Source organism: Pseudobutyrivibrio sp. JW11, from assembly GCF_900115355.1.
Classification (GTDB): domain Bacteria; phylum Bacillota; class Clostridia; order Lachnospirales; family Lachnospiraceae; genus Pseudobutyrivibrio; species Pseudobutyrivibrio ruminis.
This window is the reverse complement of record NZ_FOWB01000007.1, coordinates 96,592-112,961: the sequence shown is the minus strand read 5'-3', so window position 1 is coordinate 112,961 and position 16,370 is coordinate 96,592. Positions and strand designations below refer to the sequence as shown.

The window sequence follows — 16,370 nt, the reverse complement described above, 5'->3', positions numbered from 1 at the left end:
GCCAAAAAGGAGATTAAAATGAGAACATATTTAGTGACAGGTGGAGCTGGTTTCATCGGCTCAAATTACATTCATTACATGTTTAAGAAATATGATAATGAAATCCGTATCATCAACGTAGATAAGCTTACATACGCAGGTAACCTTGAGAACCTCAAGGACGTTGAAAACCGCGATAACTATACATTCGTAAAGGCTGATATCTGCGATAAGGAAGCTATCCGCAAGATTTTTGCTGAGAACGACATCGATAGAGTTGTTCACTTCGCAGCAGAGTCACACGTTGACCGTTCAATCAAGAACCCAGAAGTTTTCGTACAGACAAACGTACTTGGTACAGCTGTAATGCTTAACTGTGCAAAGGAAGCTTGGGAGCTTGAAGATGGCACATTCAAGGAAGGCAAGAAGTTCCTTCACGTTTCAACAGACGAAGTTTATGGATCACTTCCAGATGATGACAACGCTTTCTTCTATGAGACAAGCCCATACGATCCACATTCACCATACTCAGCTTCAAAGGCTTCATCAGACATGCTTGTAAAGGCTTACATGGATACATACAAGTTTCCTGCAAACATTACAAACTGCTCTAACAACTATGGCCCTTACCAGTTCCCAGAGAAGCTCATTCCACTTATCATCAACAATGCGCTTCAGGGCAAGGACCTTCCAGTATACGGTGATGGAAAGAACGTACGTGACTGGTTATACGTAGAGGATCACGCTAAGGGAATCGATATGGTTCAGGAGCAGGGTGAGCTCTTCCAGACATACAACATTGGTGGACACAACGAGAAGCAGAACATCCAGATCATCCACATCATCCTTGATACACTTCAGGAGATGCTTCCAGAGGGAGACCCACGTAAGGAGCTCGTTTCTGAGAACCTTATCAAGTATGTTACAGACCGTAAGGGACATGATCGTCGTTACGCTATCGCTCCAGACAAGATCAAGGCTGCAGTAGGCTGGTATCCAGAGACATGCTTCGAGGAAGGCATCAAGAAGACAATCAAGTGGTTCTTCGAGCACGAGGAGTGGATGAAGAACGTAACATCTGGCGATTACCAGAAATACTATACAGATATGTATTCAGGAAAATAATATGAAAAAATATGATTATTTAGTAGTAGGCGCAGGGTTGTTTGGTGCAACCTTCGCCTACGAAGCTATGAAAAGAGGTAAGTCGGTTCTAGTAATCGACAAGCGCAACCACATAGCCGGAAATATATATACAAAAGAAGAAGATGGAATCAATGTGCACGTTTATGGCGCACACATCTTCCACACTAGCGACAAAAAGATTTGGGAATACATGAACCAGTTCGCTGAGTTCAACAACTACATCAATTCCCCAGTTGCCGTTTATGGCGACGAGCTTTACAATCTTCCATTCAACATGAACACATTCTCAAAGATGTGGGGCATCAAGACTCCTGCAGAGGCTAAGGCCAAGATTGCAGATCAAATTAAGGAGCTTAACATCACAGAGCCAAAGAATTTGGAAGAACAGGCACTTTCTCTTGTAGGAACAGATGTATACGAAAAGCTCATTAAGGGCTACACACAGAAGCAATGGGGACGTCCATGCGACGAGCTTCCAGCTTTCATCATCAAGAGATTGCCACTTAGATTTACATACGACAACAACTACTTTAACGATAGATTCCAGGGAATCCCAATGGGCGGTTACACTCAGATCGTTGAAAAGATGCTTCAGGGCGCAGATGTTGTACTTGAGCAGGATTTCTTCGATATGGTTGGCGGCGTAGAAAACGCACCAAAGTCTACAGAGGGAACTCTCAACGACGGTAGCCAGGTTTCTTGGAATAAGCTTGTTTTCACAGGCCAGATTGATGAGTATTACAATAGCTGCTATGGCGATTTGGAATATCGCTCAGTTCGATTTGAGACAGAAAAAATCGATTGTGACAACTACCAGGGCAACGCAGTTGTAAACTACACTGCAGCCGATGTGCCTTACACTCGTATCATCGAGCACAAGCACTTTGAGTTCGGCACACAGCCAACCACAATCATTTCAAAGGAATACTCAAGCGAGTGGCAGCCAGGCGTTGAGCCTTACTACCCAGTAAACAACGATAAAAATAATGCAGTTTACGAAGATTACGCAAAGCTTGCATCAAGCGAGTCAGGAGTTATCTTCGGAGGACGTCTTGGTCAGTACAAATACTACGACATGGACAAGGTGGTCATGGCTGCATTGGATTGCGTAAAGGAGGAATTTTAAGTGAAAGGAATTATATTGGCTGGAGGTTCCGGCACAAGATTATACCCATTAACTAAAGCTATCTCTAAGCAGATTATGCCAATTTATGATAAGCCAATGATTTACTATCCATTGTCTACACTTATGCTTGCAGGCATCCGCGAGGTTCTTATCATCTCTACACCAAGAGATCTTCCTGTATTCAAGGAGCTTCTCGGTGATGGTAGCCAGCTTGGCATGGATATTCAGTATGCTGTTCAGGAGCAGCCAAACGGACTTGCTGAGGCATTTATCATCGGCGCAGATTTCATCGGAAAAGACGCTGTAGCACTTGTACTTGGTGATAACATTTTCTATGGCCAGTCATTCTCAAAGGTGCTTCAGACAGCAGCACACCGTACAGAGACAGAGCCAGGCGCAACAATCTTCGGTTACTATGTTCGTGACCCAAGAGAGTACGGCGTTGTTGAGTTCGACGAGAACGGCGTAGCTATTTCTATCGAGGAAAAGCCAGCTCAGCCAAAGAGCAACTACGCAGTTCCAGGTCTTTACTTCTACGACAACTCAGTTGTAGAAATCGCAAAGACTATCAAGCCATCAGCACGTGGTGAGCTTGAAATCACAGCTGTTAACAACGAATACTTAAACCGTGGAAATCTTCACGTTGAGACACTCGGACGTGGATTTGCATGGCTTGATACAGGAAACCACGACATGCTTCTTGCAGCTGCTGAGTTCGTCAGCACATTCCAGAAGCGCCAGGGTATGTATGTATCATGCATCGAGGAAATCGCATTCAAGCGTGGCTTCATCAACAAGGAGCAGCTCCTCAAGCTTGCTGAGCCACTCATGAAGACAGAATACGGTAAATACTTAGTAGACGTATCAAACGGTTTATAAAAAATTAGAAAGAGTATAGATAAAGAAAATGGCAATTACAGTTGAAAAGAACGTAAATGGTATTGAGGGTCTCTGCGTTATCACACCAAAGGTTTTTGGAGATGAGCGTGGTTACTTCATGGAGACATACAACGAAAATGATATGAAGGCAGAAGGACTTGATTACGTCTTTGTACAGGACAATCAGTCTGCAAGCAAGAAGGGTGTACTTCGTGGCCTTCACTTCCAGAAGAACTTCCCACAGGACAAGCTTGTTCGTGTAATCAAAGGTGAAGTTTATGATGTAGCAGTTGACCTCCGCCAGGGATCAGCTACATTTGGAAAGCACTACGGAATTCTTCTTTCAGAGGAGAACAAAAAGCAGTTCATGATTCCAAAGGGATTCGCTCACGGATTCTTAGTAGTCAGCGACTATGCAGAGTTCTGCTACAAGGTTACTGATTTCTATCATCCAAACGATGAGGGCGGTCTTATGTTCAACGATCCAGATATCGCTGTTCAGTGGCCAATCCCAGAGGGTATGACTGAGGCAGATTTAATCCTTTCAGACAAAGATAAGGTAAACGCATCTTTCAAGGATTACTGCGCAGAGAGAAATATCAACGCTTAAGATTTAATTTGGGAGAATTATAAAATGGAAGAATTATGGGAGAGTTTGAAATTCTTTATAGCATCGCATAAGGCGGCCAGTATCGCCGTTGCCAGTGCTGTTGGTGTTACAGCGGCAGGCGCAGGCGGCTATGGTGTTTATAATCTTGTGACTGACGATGAAGAGCCAGTTGAGGTTGTAGAGGTCACAGAGCAGGCTGCCAATAATGATGTCTATATCCCAGAATTTGTTAATGTAAAAATAACAAGTGAATCATTAGAGAAGGATTTGACAATCTACATCTCAGATGAGAACGACAATCCTATCACAGGAATTCCTTTTGAAGTAAAGCTTTTGACTGAGGAAAATGCGGAAAGCCTTCAGTCATATGTTGATGCAATCAAGGATATCGATGCTCAGATTGCTGAGTACACAAAGGATTACGACTTCTCAACAGACACAGAGGAAACAGGTTCTGAGGAAGAAAGCGATGCCCTCCCAGTGGATGGAGAAGAGATTGATTTCTCTAAGGATGATTCAGAAGAATCGGAAGATACTTCAGATGATACAACAGAGACTGCAAGCAATGAGGCAACAGTTACAATACCAACTAACTCATTCCAGATTATGCAGATCCTCCAGGATAGAAACGCAGCAGTCACAGTTACAGATGAAAACGGTGATGTGGTTGAGACTCAGACTGGAGATATCAGCTCAGATCCATTGTATCTTTTATATCTTGATAAAGAGACAGCAGTTCAGGCTTACACAGTAGCTGTTAATGAGGCAGAAGGTACCGTTTATACAGATGATGATATGGACGGTGTAATCACTCAGACAGATATGGAAGCTGGCGACTATGTACTTTGCTTAGTAAACGACTTGGATACAGAAGTTAGCTACGAGCCTGTAACATACACTACTGCAGCCAATGTAAAGGACAAGGTAGAGTACAAGGTTCAGAAGGAAATCACAAAGCAGATTAAGAAGGATGTGGCTTCCGAGGATGGACAGAAGGCTGCCGCTGCAGAGGTTCCAGTAGAGAACAAGCTTACAGATACAGTTGAGTACGTTGAATCTAAGAAGGTTGAAAACGGCTCAGGTGAGGTTAAGCAGGCCGAGGCAGTTGCTCCAAAGAGCACAGCTACAGCAAGCAAGAGCAAGGCAACAGCAAAGAGTGGTGGTATCACAAAGGTAACACACGATGTTGTTAAGACAGCTTCAAGATACTTACGTACAAAGGGCTATGTAGCTGCAGCAAGCAAGCTTGATTATATCGATGCCCTTATGATGAAGGCTACAAAGGTGGCTACCACAAATGATGGTTCATCAGAGGATACTACTAAGACTGGAGAAGATACTTCTAGCAACAGTAATGCAGGTTCTGGAAGTACAGATAGTTCATCTTCAGGTTCATCTAGTAGCGAATCAGGTTCAGGCTCAAGTTCGGAGTCAGGTTCAACAGGTGGAAGTACAGATAATTCAGGATCAAATTCAGGCTCTACAGGTGGAAGTACAGATAACTCAGGATCTAATTCAGGTTCAACAAGTGGAAGCACAGATAACTCAGGATCAGGCTCTGGAAGTCAGACTCCAGCTCCAGCTGAAAAAGCAAAGCATACAATCACTGTTAAGTATGTAGATGAATCAGGAAATGAAATTTCTGGTTACAAAGCATTCACTGAGACAAAAGAAGAAGGTGCAACATACAAATATGATGCAGCAACAATTAATGGTTATACATTAACATCAACAACACCAGTAGAAGGTACAGTTGGAACTAGTGATGTAACAGTTACATTCACATACAAAAAGACAACAACTACCAAAACAACAGAAGAAGCCACCCTCGATATGAGCTATTCAGCTGGCACATTCACAATCAAGGCTTCAGCAAATGTTGGTAGCGTCACAGTAAATGGTACAGCTGTTACAATGTCAAACGGCAGTGGTACTTTCAAGGTTACAAAGGATGGCGACTACACACTTAAAGGTGTAGCAACATTCTCAGACAAAGCAACAGATAACACACTTGCTGTTACATATACAGTATCAGGATACGGCTCAGGCGATTCTACAGAAAAGCTTAAGGACGCAGCTGGCAACCAGCTTTATCTTGATGAGCAGTGCACAAAGGAAGCAACTGCAGCTGATTATGAAAAAGGCAAAAAGTATTATTACAAAGAAGCTAGCTATACATACTATGGTTGGCAGTCAATTGATGGCAATACATACTACTTCGACAAGAACGGCAACAAGGTAACAGGCACTCAGGTAATCCAGGGTGTTAGTTACGATTTTGGAACAGATGGCGTTTTAGCAAACAAGGGAACAGGTATCGATGTTTCTAAGTATCAGGCAAACATCGACTGGTCACAGGCTAAGTCAGCAGTTTCATTTGCAATCGTTCGTTGCGGTTACAGAGGTATGTATGATGGACAGCTCCACGAGGATCCATATTTCTACAAGAATATGTCCGGAGCCAAGGCCAACGGAGTAAGCGTAGGTGTTTACATTTACTCAACTGCCCTCAACGAGGCAGAGGCTGTTCAGGAAGCATCAATGGCAGTAGCTATGGCTCAGAAAGCAGGCGGATGTTCATACCCAATCTTCATCGATATGGAAGATAAGGTACGTGGACAGGGCTCACTTTCAACAGCTCAGCGAATGGCAATCCTTAACGCATTCGTTTCAACAGTTCAATCATCTGGCTATAAGGCAGGTGTTTACTGCAGCAAGAACTGGATGACAAGCTTGATGGATGCAAATTCAGTACCAAGCTCATGCAGCGTATGGATTGCACAATACAATACATCATGTACATATTCAGGAAGAAAGAACATGTGGCAGTACTCTAGCAAGGGTTCAGTTCCAGGAATCAAGGGATATGTAGACATGAATAAGAGTTTCTAGTAGGAGTATTATGAATCAAAACGTAAGAAATATAGAAACTGGCAAAAGAATGTTTCGCTTCGTAAGTAGCGTGGTTTTAGTCGCAGTACTAGCCACGCTCTTTGGCGTTATGTGGTATATGCGTTTACAGATGCTTATGTCACAGCGATTCTTGAGTATCGGTAACTATTTAATGATCGGCCTTTATGTGGTTTTGACAGTTCTCATGATCAACACATTCAAAGGCTTTAACATCGGAAGTGGAAGAATATCAATCCTTACAATGTCTCAGGCCATTGCCATGGGACTTGTAAACATGCTTGAATTTGTAATCGTAATTTTGATGACACGTATCAAGCAGTTGATGTGGATGACATTGGCTTACATCATTGTGCTTACAATTGCAGATGCTATTGCAGTGCTTGTGATTACATATGTCAGCACAAAGCTTTACCGCGCAGTGTTCCCACCTTTCACAATTTTAAATATCTACGGAGAATACGAAAACGACCTTGTTCGCAAGATGAATCGTCGTGCAGACAAGTATCGAATCACTGGCGAAATGAGCTGCATGGAGCCACTTGATAAGATTATCCGTGAGCTTGAAAACTACGACGCAGTTCTTGTAAATGACGTTCCATCGGAAATCCGAAACGACATTGTAAAGGCATGCTTTGCAACAGATAAGCGCGTATACTTCACACCAAAGATTTCAGACATCCTTATCAAGGGCGCTGAGGAGGTTAACCTTTTCGATACACCTCTTTACCTTTGCAAGAATGTTGGAATGGATGGCATTTCAGCTACACTCAAGCGTCTTGGTGATATTGTGATTTCACTTATCGGAATTATTATTTCTTCACCAGTTATGCTTGTGACAGCTATACTTATCCACAATTATGACGGCGGCCCAGTCTTTTATAAACAGACTCGCTGCACTATAGGTGGAAAAGAATACAAAATCATGAAGTTCCGTTCGATGATTACAGATGCGGAGAAGGATGGAAAGGCACGTCTTGCCAGCGAAAACGACGATAGAATCACCCCAATTGGACATTTTATCAGAGCGACTCGTATTGATGAGCTTCCACAGTTCTTCAACATCCTCAAAGGTGAGATGTCAGTTGTTGGCCCTCGTCCAGAGCGTCCAGAAATCATTGCAGAATACATAAAGGATGTGCCAGAGTTTGCATTCCGTACTCACGTAAAGGCCGGCCTTACAGGCTATGCTCAGGTTTACGGCAAATACAACACCACATCTTATGACAAGCTCAAGCTGGATATGATTTACGTTGAGAAATGTTCAGTATTCTTGGACATCCAGCTCATCCTTATGACCCTTCGTGTTATCTTTACAAAGGATGCTACTGAGGGCGTTGCTGAAGGCGAGGTTAATGCAAATGTCCGCAAGTAAAAAAGCTTTAATGCATGCACACACTGCATACATGGTGACTCAATTCAATATTGATAATATTAAGATTTTGCAGGACCTTGGCTACACAGTGGACGTAGCTTGTTGTTGGGCAGATGATGATAGCGCACTTTCTCCCGAGGCTATGAAGGCTCGCAGAAAGATGCTTGATGACCTTGGCTGTCGCGTGATTGAGACAGCCAGCCTTAGAAAGATTTTCAACATTTCAGAGCTTTCCAAGGCATATAAGCAACTAAAGCACGAGGTGGAGACAAACAGGTATGAAATTGTCCACACCCAGTCGCCAATCGGCGGAGTTATCTGCCGCCTGGCCTGCAGAAAAGCTAGAAAGCTTTACGGTACAAAGGTTATTTACGCAGCGCATGGTTTCCATTTCTTCAAGGGAGCACCACTTAAGAACTGGTTGGTGTTCTACAATGTGGAAAAGTACTGCAGTAAATTTACCGACCTGTTGATAACCATCAATCAGGAAGATTACAAAAACGCTCAGAAGTTCAAGGCCAGGGAAGTGGTTTACGTACCAGGCGCCGGCGTTGATACAAACAAATTTGTAGCTAGCGCAGACGGTCGCGAAAGAATCAGAAAAGAGCTTGGTATCGATGATGAAACAACCGTTTTATTGTCGGTGGGCGAGCTGATTCCTCGTAAGAACCACATGGAAGTTTTTGAAGCCTTGAAACAGATGAAGGATGCCGGCAAAGATTACAAGATTAAATATCTTATCGCCGGAAGAGGCAAAATCGCTGAGGAGCTTCAGAACAAGATTAACGAGCTTGGTCTTCAGGAGCAGGTTCAGATGCTTGGCTTTAGAAGTGACGTAGCGGATGTTTTTGCAGCAAGCGATATTTACGTGTTCCCATCTCATCAGGAAGGCCTTCCGGTTGCACTGATGGAGGCAATGTCAGTTGGCATGCCAGTTGTCTGCAGCCGTATCCGAGGAAATGTGGATTTGATTGAAGAAGGCGTTGGTGGATATCTTTTCGATTCCAAGGATGCTTCCACACTAGTGACAGCCCTTGACCGCATGATGGCCAAAGCTGAAATCGACCGCCGAGCAATGGGTTCACACAACGTTGCCGTGATGGAAAATTTCGACAAGGCTCACGTGAATACAAGAATGAAAGAAATATATAGTAACCTATAAACGTAACTTTTTGCGGGGGTAGAAGTACTATGAAAGTTTTACATGTTTCAAAATCATCAACATACAGTGGAATGGAAAACGTTGCCATTAATATTATCAACGCCATGCCAGAAGATATTCACAGCGTGTATCTCACAGCCACAGGCTCTGTTGAGACAAAGCTGCTGGAGCATAACATCGAATATATCGGTGTGGAAAAGGTTGATGAAAACGCTATTAAAGAGGCTATTGATGATGTAAAGCCAGATATCATTCATGCCTATGAATATGACTGCAGCCTTATGTGCACAAAGGTGACGGACACTATTCCAATCATCAGCCACATCTATTCTGTGCCAAAATGGGTTCAGAAAATTGGCCCTAAATCCGTAATTTACGGCGGAGCATGTAAAAACTTTACAAAGATAATTATTCCAAACAAAATCGTGGAAGAGAAGGCATGGTTCAAGGACAAAATGGCAGGTAAAACTGTGGTCCTTGGCACACCTTTCAACGCTGTAAAGATTTTTGAAAAGGGATATTTACCAGGCACAGAGATGTCAAAAGACAAGCTGGAAAAGTATAAGTCTGACCTGCTTTTCGTAGGATATCTTACAGATGACAAGAACCCTTACGAGTTCGTAAGAATTGTTAAAGAGGTCAAGGAAACTCATCCTGATATCAAGGCCATTATTGTTGGTGGTGGCGATTTGGGTAGCGAGTGCCTTGAATTAATTGGAAAATACAATCTTTCCGACAATATAACGATGGTCGGCCTTCAGCACAATCCATACATCTACATGAATCAGACCAAGATTCTTGTGGCCCCTTCCAAGTTCGAAGGCTTCGGTATGGCAGCTGTGGAAGCTATGGCCTTTGGCAAGCCTGTGCTTGCCAGCAGAGTTGGTGGACTTATCACCACCGTCAATGATGATTGTGGAAAACTCTGTGGCACAGACAAGAAGCCTGTGGATAGAGAGGCATTTGTTTCCAACATCAACGAACTTCTGGACAACCAGGAGATATACAGAATGAAGTCTGATGGTGCCAGAAGACGTGCCAAAGACTTAAATAATTTTGAAACATACATGGAAGAAGTAAAGAAGATTTATGAGGATGCTTACCAAACTGCTAGAAAAAATTAAAAGTGCAGATTTCATATTAGTGACTATGTCCACAGTTATCTGCTCGGGAATATCATTTATTTTCAGCGTATACTCAAAGTCTCTTGTTCCTGTAACACCACTGGGTATCTACAGCACTTGCCTGTTGGCCCAGACCTATATGAACTACGCCCAGTTTGGTGTGCTCAACGCCTACAACAGGGATTATCCTCAGGCCCTTGGCCGCAAGGATTATGAAACAGCAAACAAACTGAAAAACACAGCAGCCACATTCATGCTGATGGTTTACCTTATCATCTTTGTGGTATTTGAAGCCTGGGTTTTCTTTTACTATCGCGGCCGCGTTGGTGTTGATCAGTATCAGGCATATTATGCCTTTGGTTACGCCATGTGCCCAATCATGATTCTGCTGAAAAGCTTCGACGATATGTCAAATGCCACAGTTAGAATGAATGGCAAATACAATTATTCCGCAGCTATCGGATTCCTTCGTACAATCATTGCCTTTGGAATCGGCGTTGCTGCACTTAACCTGGTAGGCTACTACGGCCTTTATGCCATGACAATGTCATCAGCGTTACTTGGAATTATCCTGTTCCGCAAGAACGCACTTAAGGGAGTGCGCCTCAGCTTTGACTTCTCATATATGAAAGTCATGATTATCGGCGGCCTTCCACTTTTAATCAACAGCTTGATTTGGACATTGGTTCAAAGCGTGGATAAATTCGTTATCCTTGGATTTTTGACTACTGACGACTTGGGAGTTTACTCAGTTCCATTGATGGGATTCACCACTATGGTGCTTGTCCCACAGACAATCTCCCAGGTGTTTTATATAAAGGTCTCACATTTGTATGGGGCCAATAAAGATGAAAAGCAGCTCCTTGAAAAGGCCAGCTACTTCACCAACATCACATCAGTTATTTCCGGAGCAGCATGTGTTTGCGTATTCTTCATCATGCCAATCTTCGTGCAGATGTTTATGCCAATGTACACAGATGGAACTCCTGCAACTCAGATTCTTATCATCGGCGTTGCAATCTATTCCACAACCATGCTTTTCGGAAACATTTTCAGCGTACTGAAGCTGAACAAATCACTGATTGCAAACTCAGTTGCGCTTTGCATTTTTAATGTGATTTTCTCAACCGGTTTGGTTGTTTTTGTAGAGCGAAGCATCAACATGGTTGCCATCGGCACCGGAATGAGCTACGCCCTTTATTCATTGCTTTTGATGATTAAGCTTTCAAGAAAGTTCAACTACTCATTCTTGAAATTATTCGCCAACAGCTGGCTACCACTTTTAGCCATCGTCATCCCTGGCATACTTTATTACATGCTCATAGAAAACATCTATGTTGCCGCAGCTTTGGCTTTGTTTACCATACTAGTGGTCTGTGGTATACTTACTAAGTTAATTTTCTTTAGGAGATAAAAATGTTTAACTTATGTTTTATGGGGCGCGAGGCCTTCCTCGACTACACCCCATTGATATTTAAGGATATAAAAGAAAAACACGATAGCGAGGCCAATGGCGTAATTGTTGTGCTGGATTCCAAGGAGAAGCAGTACGTTGAAAGCAAATACGGCGATGCTGTTACTGTTGTGGTTCTTTCAGAATTCATGAACGCCCATTGGGACGAATTCACTTTGGAAAAGCTTTGCGAGTACGAGAAAAAGTACGATGCCGCTCCAATGTGGAAATACATCTATACAGATAGATTTTTAATCAACCGTGATTACGATTATTGCGTGCACACAGCCGCAGGCTTGTTTGCATTTTGGGAGTATGTGTTCACCACATACAAAATAGATTTTTACTTTGATGAGGTTATCGCCACACTTTTCACCTATGCAGCATACCTAGTTGGAAAGAAGACAGGGGCGAAGTTCTATTCATTGCTTTTGATGCGTTCAGTTGGAATGGATTTAACTCATCACTACATCTTGAACGACCCATTCGAGATGATTTACAACATGCCAGATGATTATCTGGACAGAAGCTACACTGACGAGCAGCTCAAGCAGGCAGAGGATTATCTCAATTCATTCGAGGAAAAGCATTCAAAGCCAGCATTCATGAACTTCTCTGGCAAGGTGCCAAAGTTCAAGCCAAGCTTTTTGATTTTGCCACTGTTTTGGATTCGTCAGAGATTTTTCAATCCGCACACATTGGACAAGGGCAACTACATGTACTACAAGGACTACGAGACAGCCTTTGATCCATGGAAATTTTATAGAAGATATAAAAAGAGCAAGAAGTATTACAACAAGGCAGATTTATCAAAGAAGTTTGTTTACTATCCTTTGCATCTTCAGCCAGAGGCATCCACAATTGTCTGCGCTCAGAAATATGAAAAGCAGCTTTTCTTCCTGGACAATTTGGCCAAGTCAGTTCCAGCTGACACATTGATTTACGCAAAGGAGCACTATTCATTCCTTGGCAGCAGAGACAACAGCTTCTACGAGGAGCTGAAGAAATATCCAAACATCGTCCTTATCGACCCATGGGAGGATTCCTTCGCACTCATCAAAAACTGTCAGTGCGTTGCAACACTTACTGGCACAGCTGGTCAGGAAGCCATGCTTCTTCGCAGACCAGTCATCATGGGTGGCGACATTCTCTACAAGAATGCACCAGGCATCATGCGCATGGAAGATATTTATGACAATTATCTTGAGGCCATGGCAAACTGGAAACAGCCATCTCGAGAGGATGTTATCAAATATTTAGCAGCCTATATGAGCTGCGCTCGCGTTGGCAACACATACGTGCTCAGCGCCGATCGCTTAAAGCCAGACAACATTTCACTTATAGCAAAGTCTATGTATGATTATTTTTTAGAGGTAAAAGAAAATGAGTAAAGTTTTAGTTACAGGTTCAGATGGATTCATCGGTTCACACTTAGTAGAAGAGTTAGTAAAGAAGGGCTACGAAGTTCGTGCATTCGTTTACTACAATTCATTCAACAACTGGGGATGGCTCGACACACTTCCAAAGGATATTATGGATCACGTTGAGGTATTCGCTGGTGATGTTCGCGACCCTAATGGTGTTCGCGAGGCTATGAAGGGATGCGATGCAGTATTCCACCTTGCAGCCCTTATTGCAATTCCATTTAGTTATCACAGCCCTGATGCTTACGTTGACACAAACATCAAGGGTACTCTTAATATTTTACAGGCAGCCAGAGACCTTGGCACAGCCAGAGTATTAGTTACTTCTACATCAGAAGTTTACGGAACAGCACAGTACGTTCCAATCGACGAGAAGCACCCATACCAGGGCCAGTCTCCATACTCAGCTACAAAAATCGGTGCAGATAGACTTGCAGAGTCATTCTATCGTTCATTCGACTTGCCTGTTACAATCGTGCGTCCATTCAACACATTCGGACCACGTCAGTCAGCGCGTGCCGTTATCCCTACAATCATCACACAGCTTCTTGCTGGCAAGGAGGAGATCAAGCTTGGCTCACTCACTCCTACACGTGATTTCAACTACGTAAAGGATACAGCTCACGGTTTCATCGCTATGTACGAAAGCGACAAGACAATCGGCCAGGAAATCAACATCGCAACACAGAAGGAAATCTCTATCGGACAGCTCGCTGAGGAGCTCATCCGCCAGATCAACCCTAATGCAAAAATCATTTGCGACGAAGATCGCCTTCGCCCAGAGAAGTCTGAGGTAAACCGTCTCCTTGGAAGCAACAAGAAAATCCTTGAGCTCACAGACTGGAAGCCACAGTACACATTCGAGCAGGGCCTCGCGGAAACGGTAGCATTTTTGCGAGAGAACATGGATAAATATAAAGTGGATATATATAACATTTAGAGGTAATAGAAATGTCAGATGAATTTATTGCGTTATCTGTTCCAAATCTTAAAGGTAACGAGCTAAAGTATGTCACAGATGCAGTTGAGACTGAGTGGGTATCCACAGCGGGCCCATATGTTTCAGATTTTGAGAAGAAGATTGCAGAGTATGTAAAGGCTCCAGGTGCAGTCAGCACCCAGAATGGTACATCAGCCCTTCACATCAGCTTACTCCTCAGTGGAGTTACTCGTGAAGATGCAGTCATCGTTCCAACTCTTACATTCATTGCAGCAGTAAACCCTACAAAGTACATCGGCGCCGAGCCAGTATTCATGGATTGCGACGATAGCCTTTGCATGGACCCAGTGAAGCTTCAGAAGTTCTGCGAGACAGAGTGCGACTTCACAGATGGCAAGCTTATCGACAAGCAGACAGGCCGTCACATCAAGGCTATGGTAGTAGTTCATGTCTTCGGAAACATGGCCGACATGGAAGCCATCATGCCAATAGCTGAAAAGTACAACATCAAGGTTGTAGAGGATGCAACAGAGGCTCTTGGAACATACTACACAGAGGGCAAGTACGCTGGAAAGTTTGCCGGCACAATCGGTGATATGGGTTGCTATTCATTCAACGGAAACAAAATCATCACCACAGGCGGTGGCGGAATGATTGTTTCAAATGATGAAAAGCTTCTTGCTCACGCAAAGCATTTGACAACTCAGGCCAAAGCAGACCAGGCCAACTTCATCCACGATGAAATCGGCTTCAACTACAGAATGACAAACCTTCAGGCAGCTCTTGGAATCGCTCAGTTAGAGCAGCTTGAAGATTTCATCAAGACAAAGACTACAAACTATCATTTATACAAGGATGCTATCGATAAAATGTCAGGACTTCACGTTCAGGATTTCAGAGAAGGTATCCGCAGTAACTACTGGTTCTACTCAGTAGTATTTGAAAATGACGAGAAGGGCCGCGACCAGCTCATCGAAGCATTAAAGGAAGCACACATTCAGTCTCGTCCAATCTGGGGACTTATCTCAGATCAGCTTCCATATCAGGGAGCTCGCACATTCGAACTTGAAAAAGCACCATGGTACTGGAAACGCGTTGTAAACGTACCATGCTCAACAAACCTCGACGAGGCCGGCGTACGCCGCGTACTCGACGTGGTAAAGACTTTTGCGGAGTAAATTCTATGGAAAATGTATTTATACATGAGGAAGATTCTGTGCTTCAGGCTATGCGTACTTTTGACGCTAGTGGCCGCCGCACTGCCTTCATTGTCGATGAAAACAATAAGCTAATAGCTGCACTATCCGAAGGAGATGTAAGAAGATTCATTCTCTCAGGCGGAGATTTAAATGATGAAGTGCGCACAATCGCAAACTACAAGCCTCGTAGTCTCAAGGCCGATGAAAAGGAGGAGGCAAGAGATTTCTTGCGCCGCCACAATATCGAAGGCTTGCCAATCGTAGATGAAAATGGCGTTGTTATCGACACAGTCTTCTGGAGTGAAAATCATTATAAAAAGCAGAGCGAGTTATCTTGCCCAGTTGTCATGATGGCAGGTGGCAAGGGCACTCGTCTTTACCCATACACACGCATTTTGCCAAAGCCACTTATCCCAGTTGGGGAGAAGCCAATTGCAGAGCTCATCATGGATAGCTTCGCGGAGTATGGCATTGGCAGAATGATTCTTGTAGTAAATCACAAGAAAAATATGATCAAGTCATACTTCGGTGAGGTTGAAAAGCCATACACAATCGAGTATGTGGATGAGGACAAGCCACTTGGTACAGGCGGCGGCCTTTCACTTCTCCGTGGCAAGGTTAATGAGACTTTCATCCTTACAAACTGCGACATTCTTATCGAGGAAGACTATTCCAAGATTTACGCTCACCACAAGGCTGAGGGCAACATGATTACCATGGTTTGCTCACTTCGCAACTTCCAGGTTGCCTACGGTGTCGTTGAATTTGGCGAGCACGGCAACATCCTTGATATGAAGGAAAAGCCAGAGTTCAGCTTCTTCACAAACACAGGCATCTACATCGTAGAGCCAGAGGTTTTGGACTACATCAACGATGACGAATTCATCGGCTTCCCAGATATCATCAACCGCTTGAAGGACGATGGTAAGAAGGTTGGCGTCTACCCAATCAACGAAAACACTTGGATGGACATGGGCCAGCTTGATGAGCTTGGCAAGATGGAAAATCGCTTACGTGGAATTAACAAATAATAGATAGAGAGG

Annotated in this window: 13 protein-coding genes; all 13 read left to right on the top strand. The window is 43.5% G+C overall.

Annotated elements, in window-relative coordinates:
- Positions 1-18: 18 nt before the first annotated feature.
- Genes rfbB through BM102_RS08340 form a run of 13 tightly spaced genes read left to right on the top strand, consistent with a single transcriptional unit; the run spans position 19 to position 16,358 of the window.
- A complete protein-coding gene (gene rfbB, locus BM102_RS08400) occupies positions 19-1,104 on the top strand; it encodes a dTDP-glucose 4,6-dehydratase (RefSeq protein WP_044938855.1) in 1,086 nt (361 codons plus the stop codon).
- Position 1,105: 1 nt separating this feature from the next.
- Positions 1,106-2,251: a UDP-galactopyranose mutase gene (glf, locus tag BM102_RS08395; RefSeq protein WP_044938851.1), complete on the top strand. Its 1,146-nt coding sequence runs from the start codon at positions 1,106-1,108 to the stop codon at positions 2,249-2,251.
- Entirely contained in the window at positions 2,252-3,130 is an 879-nt protein-coding gene (rfbA, locus tag BM102_RS08390; RefSeq protein WP_044938848.1) for a glucose-1-phosphate thymidylyltransferase RfbA, read from the top strand. It abuts the gene before it with no gap.
- A gap of 28 nt (positions 3,131-3,158) precedes the next feature.
- Positions 3,159-3,740, top strand: coding sequence for a dTDP-4-dehydrorhamnose 3,5-epimerase (rfbC, locus tag BM102_RS08385; protein WP_044938844.1), 582 nt, complete (start codon positions 3,159-3,161; stop codon positions 3,738-3,740).
- Positions 3,741-3,764: 24 nt separating this feature from the next.
- On the top strand, positions 3,765-6,632 hold the full coding sequence (locus BM102_RS08380; RefSeq protein ID WP_090480916.1) for a GH25 family lysozyme: 2,868 nt from the start codon (positions 3,765-3,767) through the stop codon (positions 6,630-6,632).
- A 10-nt stretch (positions 6,633-6,642) separates the two neighbouring features.
- Positions 6,643-8,025, top strand: a complete 1,383-nt coding sequence (locus tag BM102_RS08375) for an exopolysaccharide biosynthesis polyprenyl glycosylphosphotransferase (RefSeq protein ID WP_044938841.1) — start codon at positions 6,643-6,645, stop codon at positions 8,023-8,025.
- Positions 8,012-9,187, top strand: coding sequence for a glycosyltransferase family 4 protein (locus tag BM102_RS08370; RefSeq protein ID WP_177194937.1), 1,176 nt, complete (start codon positions 8,012-8,014; stop codon positions 9,185-9,187). The genes BM102_RS08375 and BM102_RS08370 overlap by 14 nt, the downstream gene beginning before the upstream one ends.
- Positions 9,188-9,216: 29 nt before the next feature.
- Positions 9,217-10,311: a glycosyltransferase family 4 protein gene (locus BM102_RS08365; protein WP_090480910.1), complete on the top strand. Its 1,095-nt coding sequence runs from the start codon at positions 9,217-9,219 to the stop codon at positions 10,309-10,311.
- Positions 10,283-11,725: an oligosaccharide flippase family protein gene (locus BM102_RS08360; RefSeq protein ID WP_177194936.1), complete on the top strand. Its 1,443-nt coding sequence runs from the start codon at positions 10,283-10,285 to the stop codon at positions 11,723-11,725. The genes BM102_RS08365 and BM102_RS08360 overlap by 29 nt, the downstream gene beginning before the upstream one ends.
- A gap of 2 nt (positions 11,726-11,727) precedes the next feature.
- Positions 11,728-13,155, top strand: a complete 1,428-nt coding sequence (locus BM102_RS08355; protein ID WP_090480904.1) for a capsular polysaccharide export protein, LipB/KpsS family — start codon at positions 11,728-11,730, stop codon at positions 13,153-13,155.
- Positions 13,148-14,128: an NAD-dependent 4,6-dehydratase LegB gene (locus BM102_RS08350; protein ID WP_090395162.1), complete on the top strand. Its 981-nt coding sequence runs from the start codon at positions 13,148-13,150 to the stop codon at positions 14,126-14,128. The genes BM102_RS08355 and BM102_RS08350 overlap by 8 nt, the downstream gene beginning before the upstream one ends.
- Before the next feature lie 11 nt (positions 14,129-14,139).
- Positions 14,140-15,306, top strand: a complete 1,167-nt coding sequence (locus BM102_RS08345) for a LegC family aminotransferase (protein ID WP_090480901.1) — start codon at positions 14,140-14,142, stop codon at positions 15,304-15,306.
- Between the two features lie 5 nt (positions 15,307-15,311).
- Positions 15,312-16,358 carry a sugar phosphate nucleotidyltransferase gene (locus BM102_RS08340; protein ID WP_090480897.1) on the top strand — a complete coding sequence of 349 codons (1,047 nt, stop codon included), beginning with the start codon at positions 15,312-15,314 and terminating at the stop codon, positions 16,356-16,358.
- Positions 16,359-16,370 lie beyond the last annotated feature (12 nt).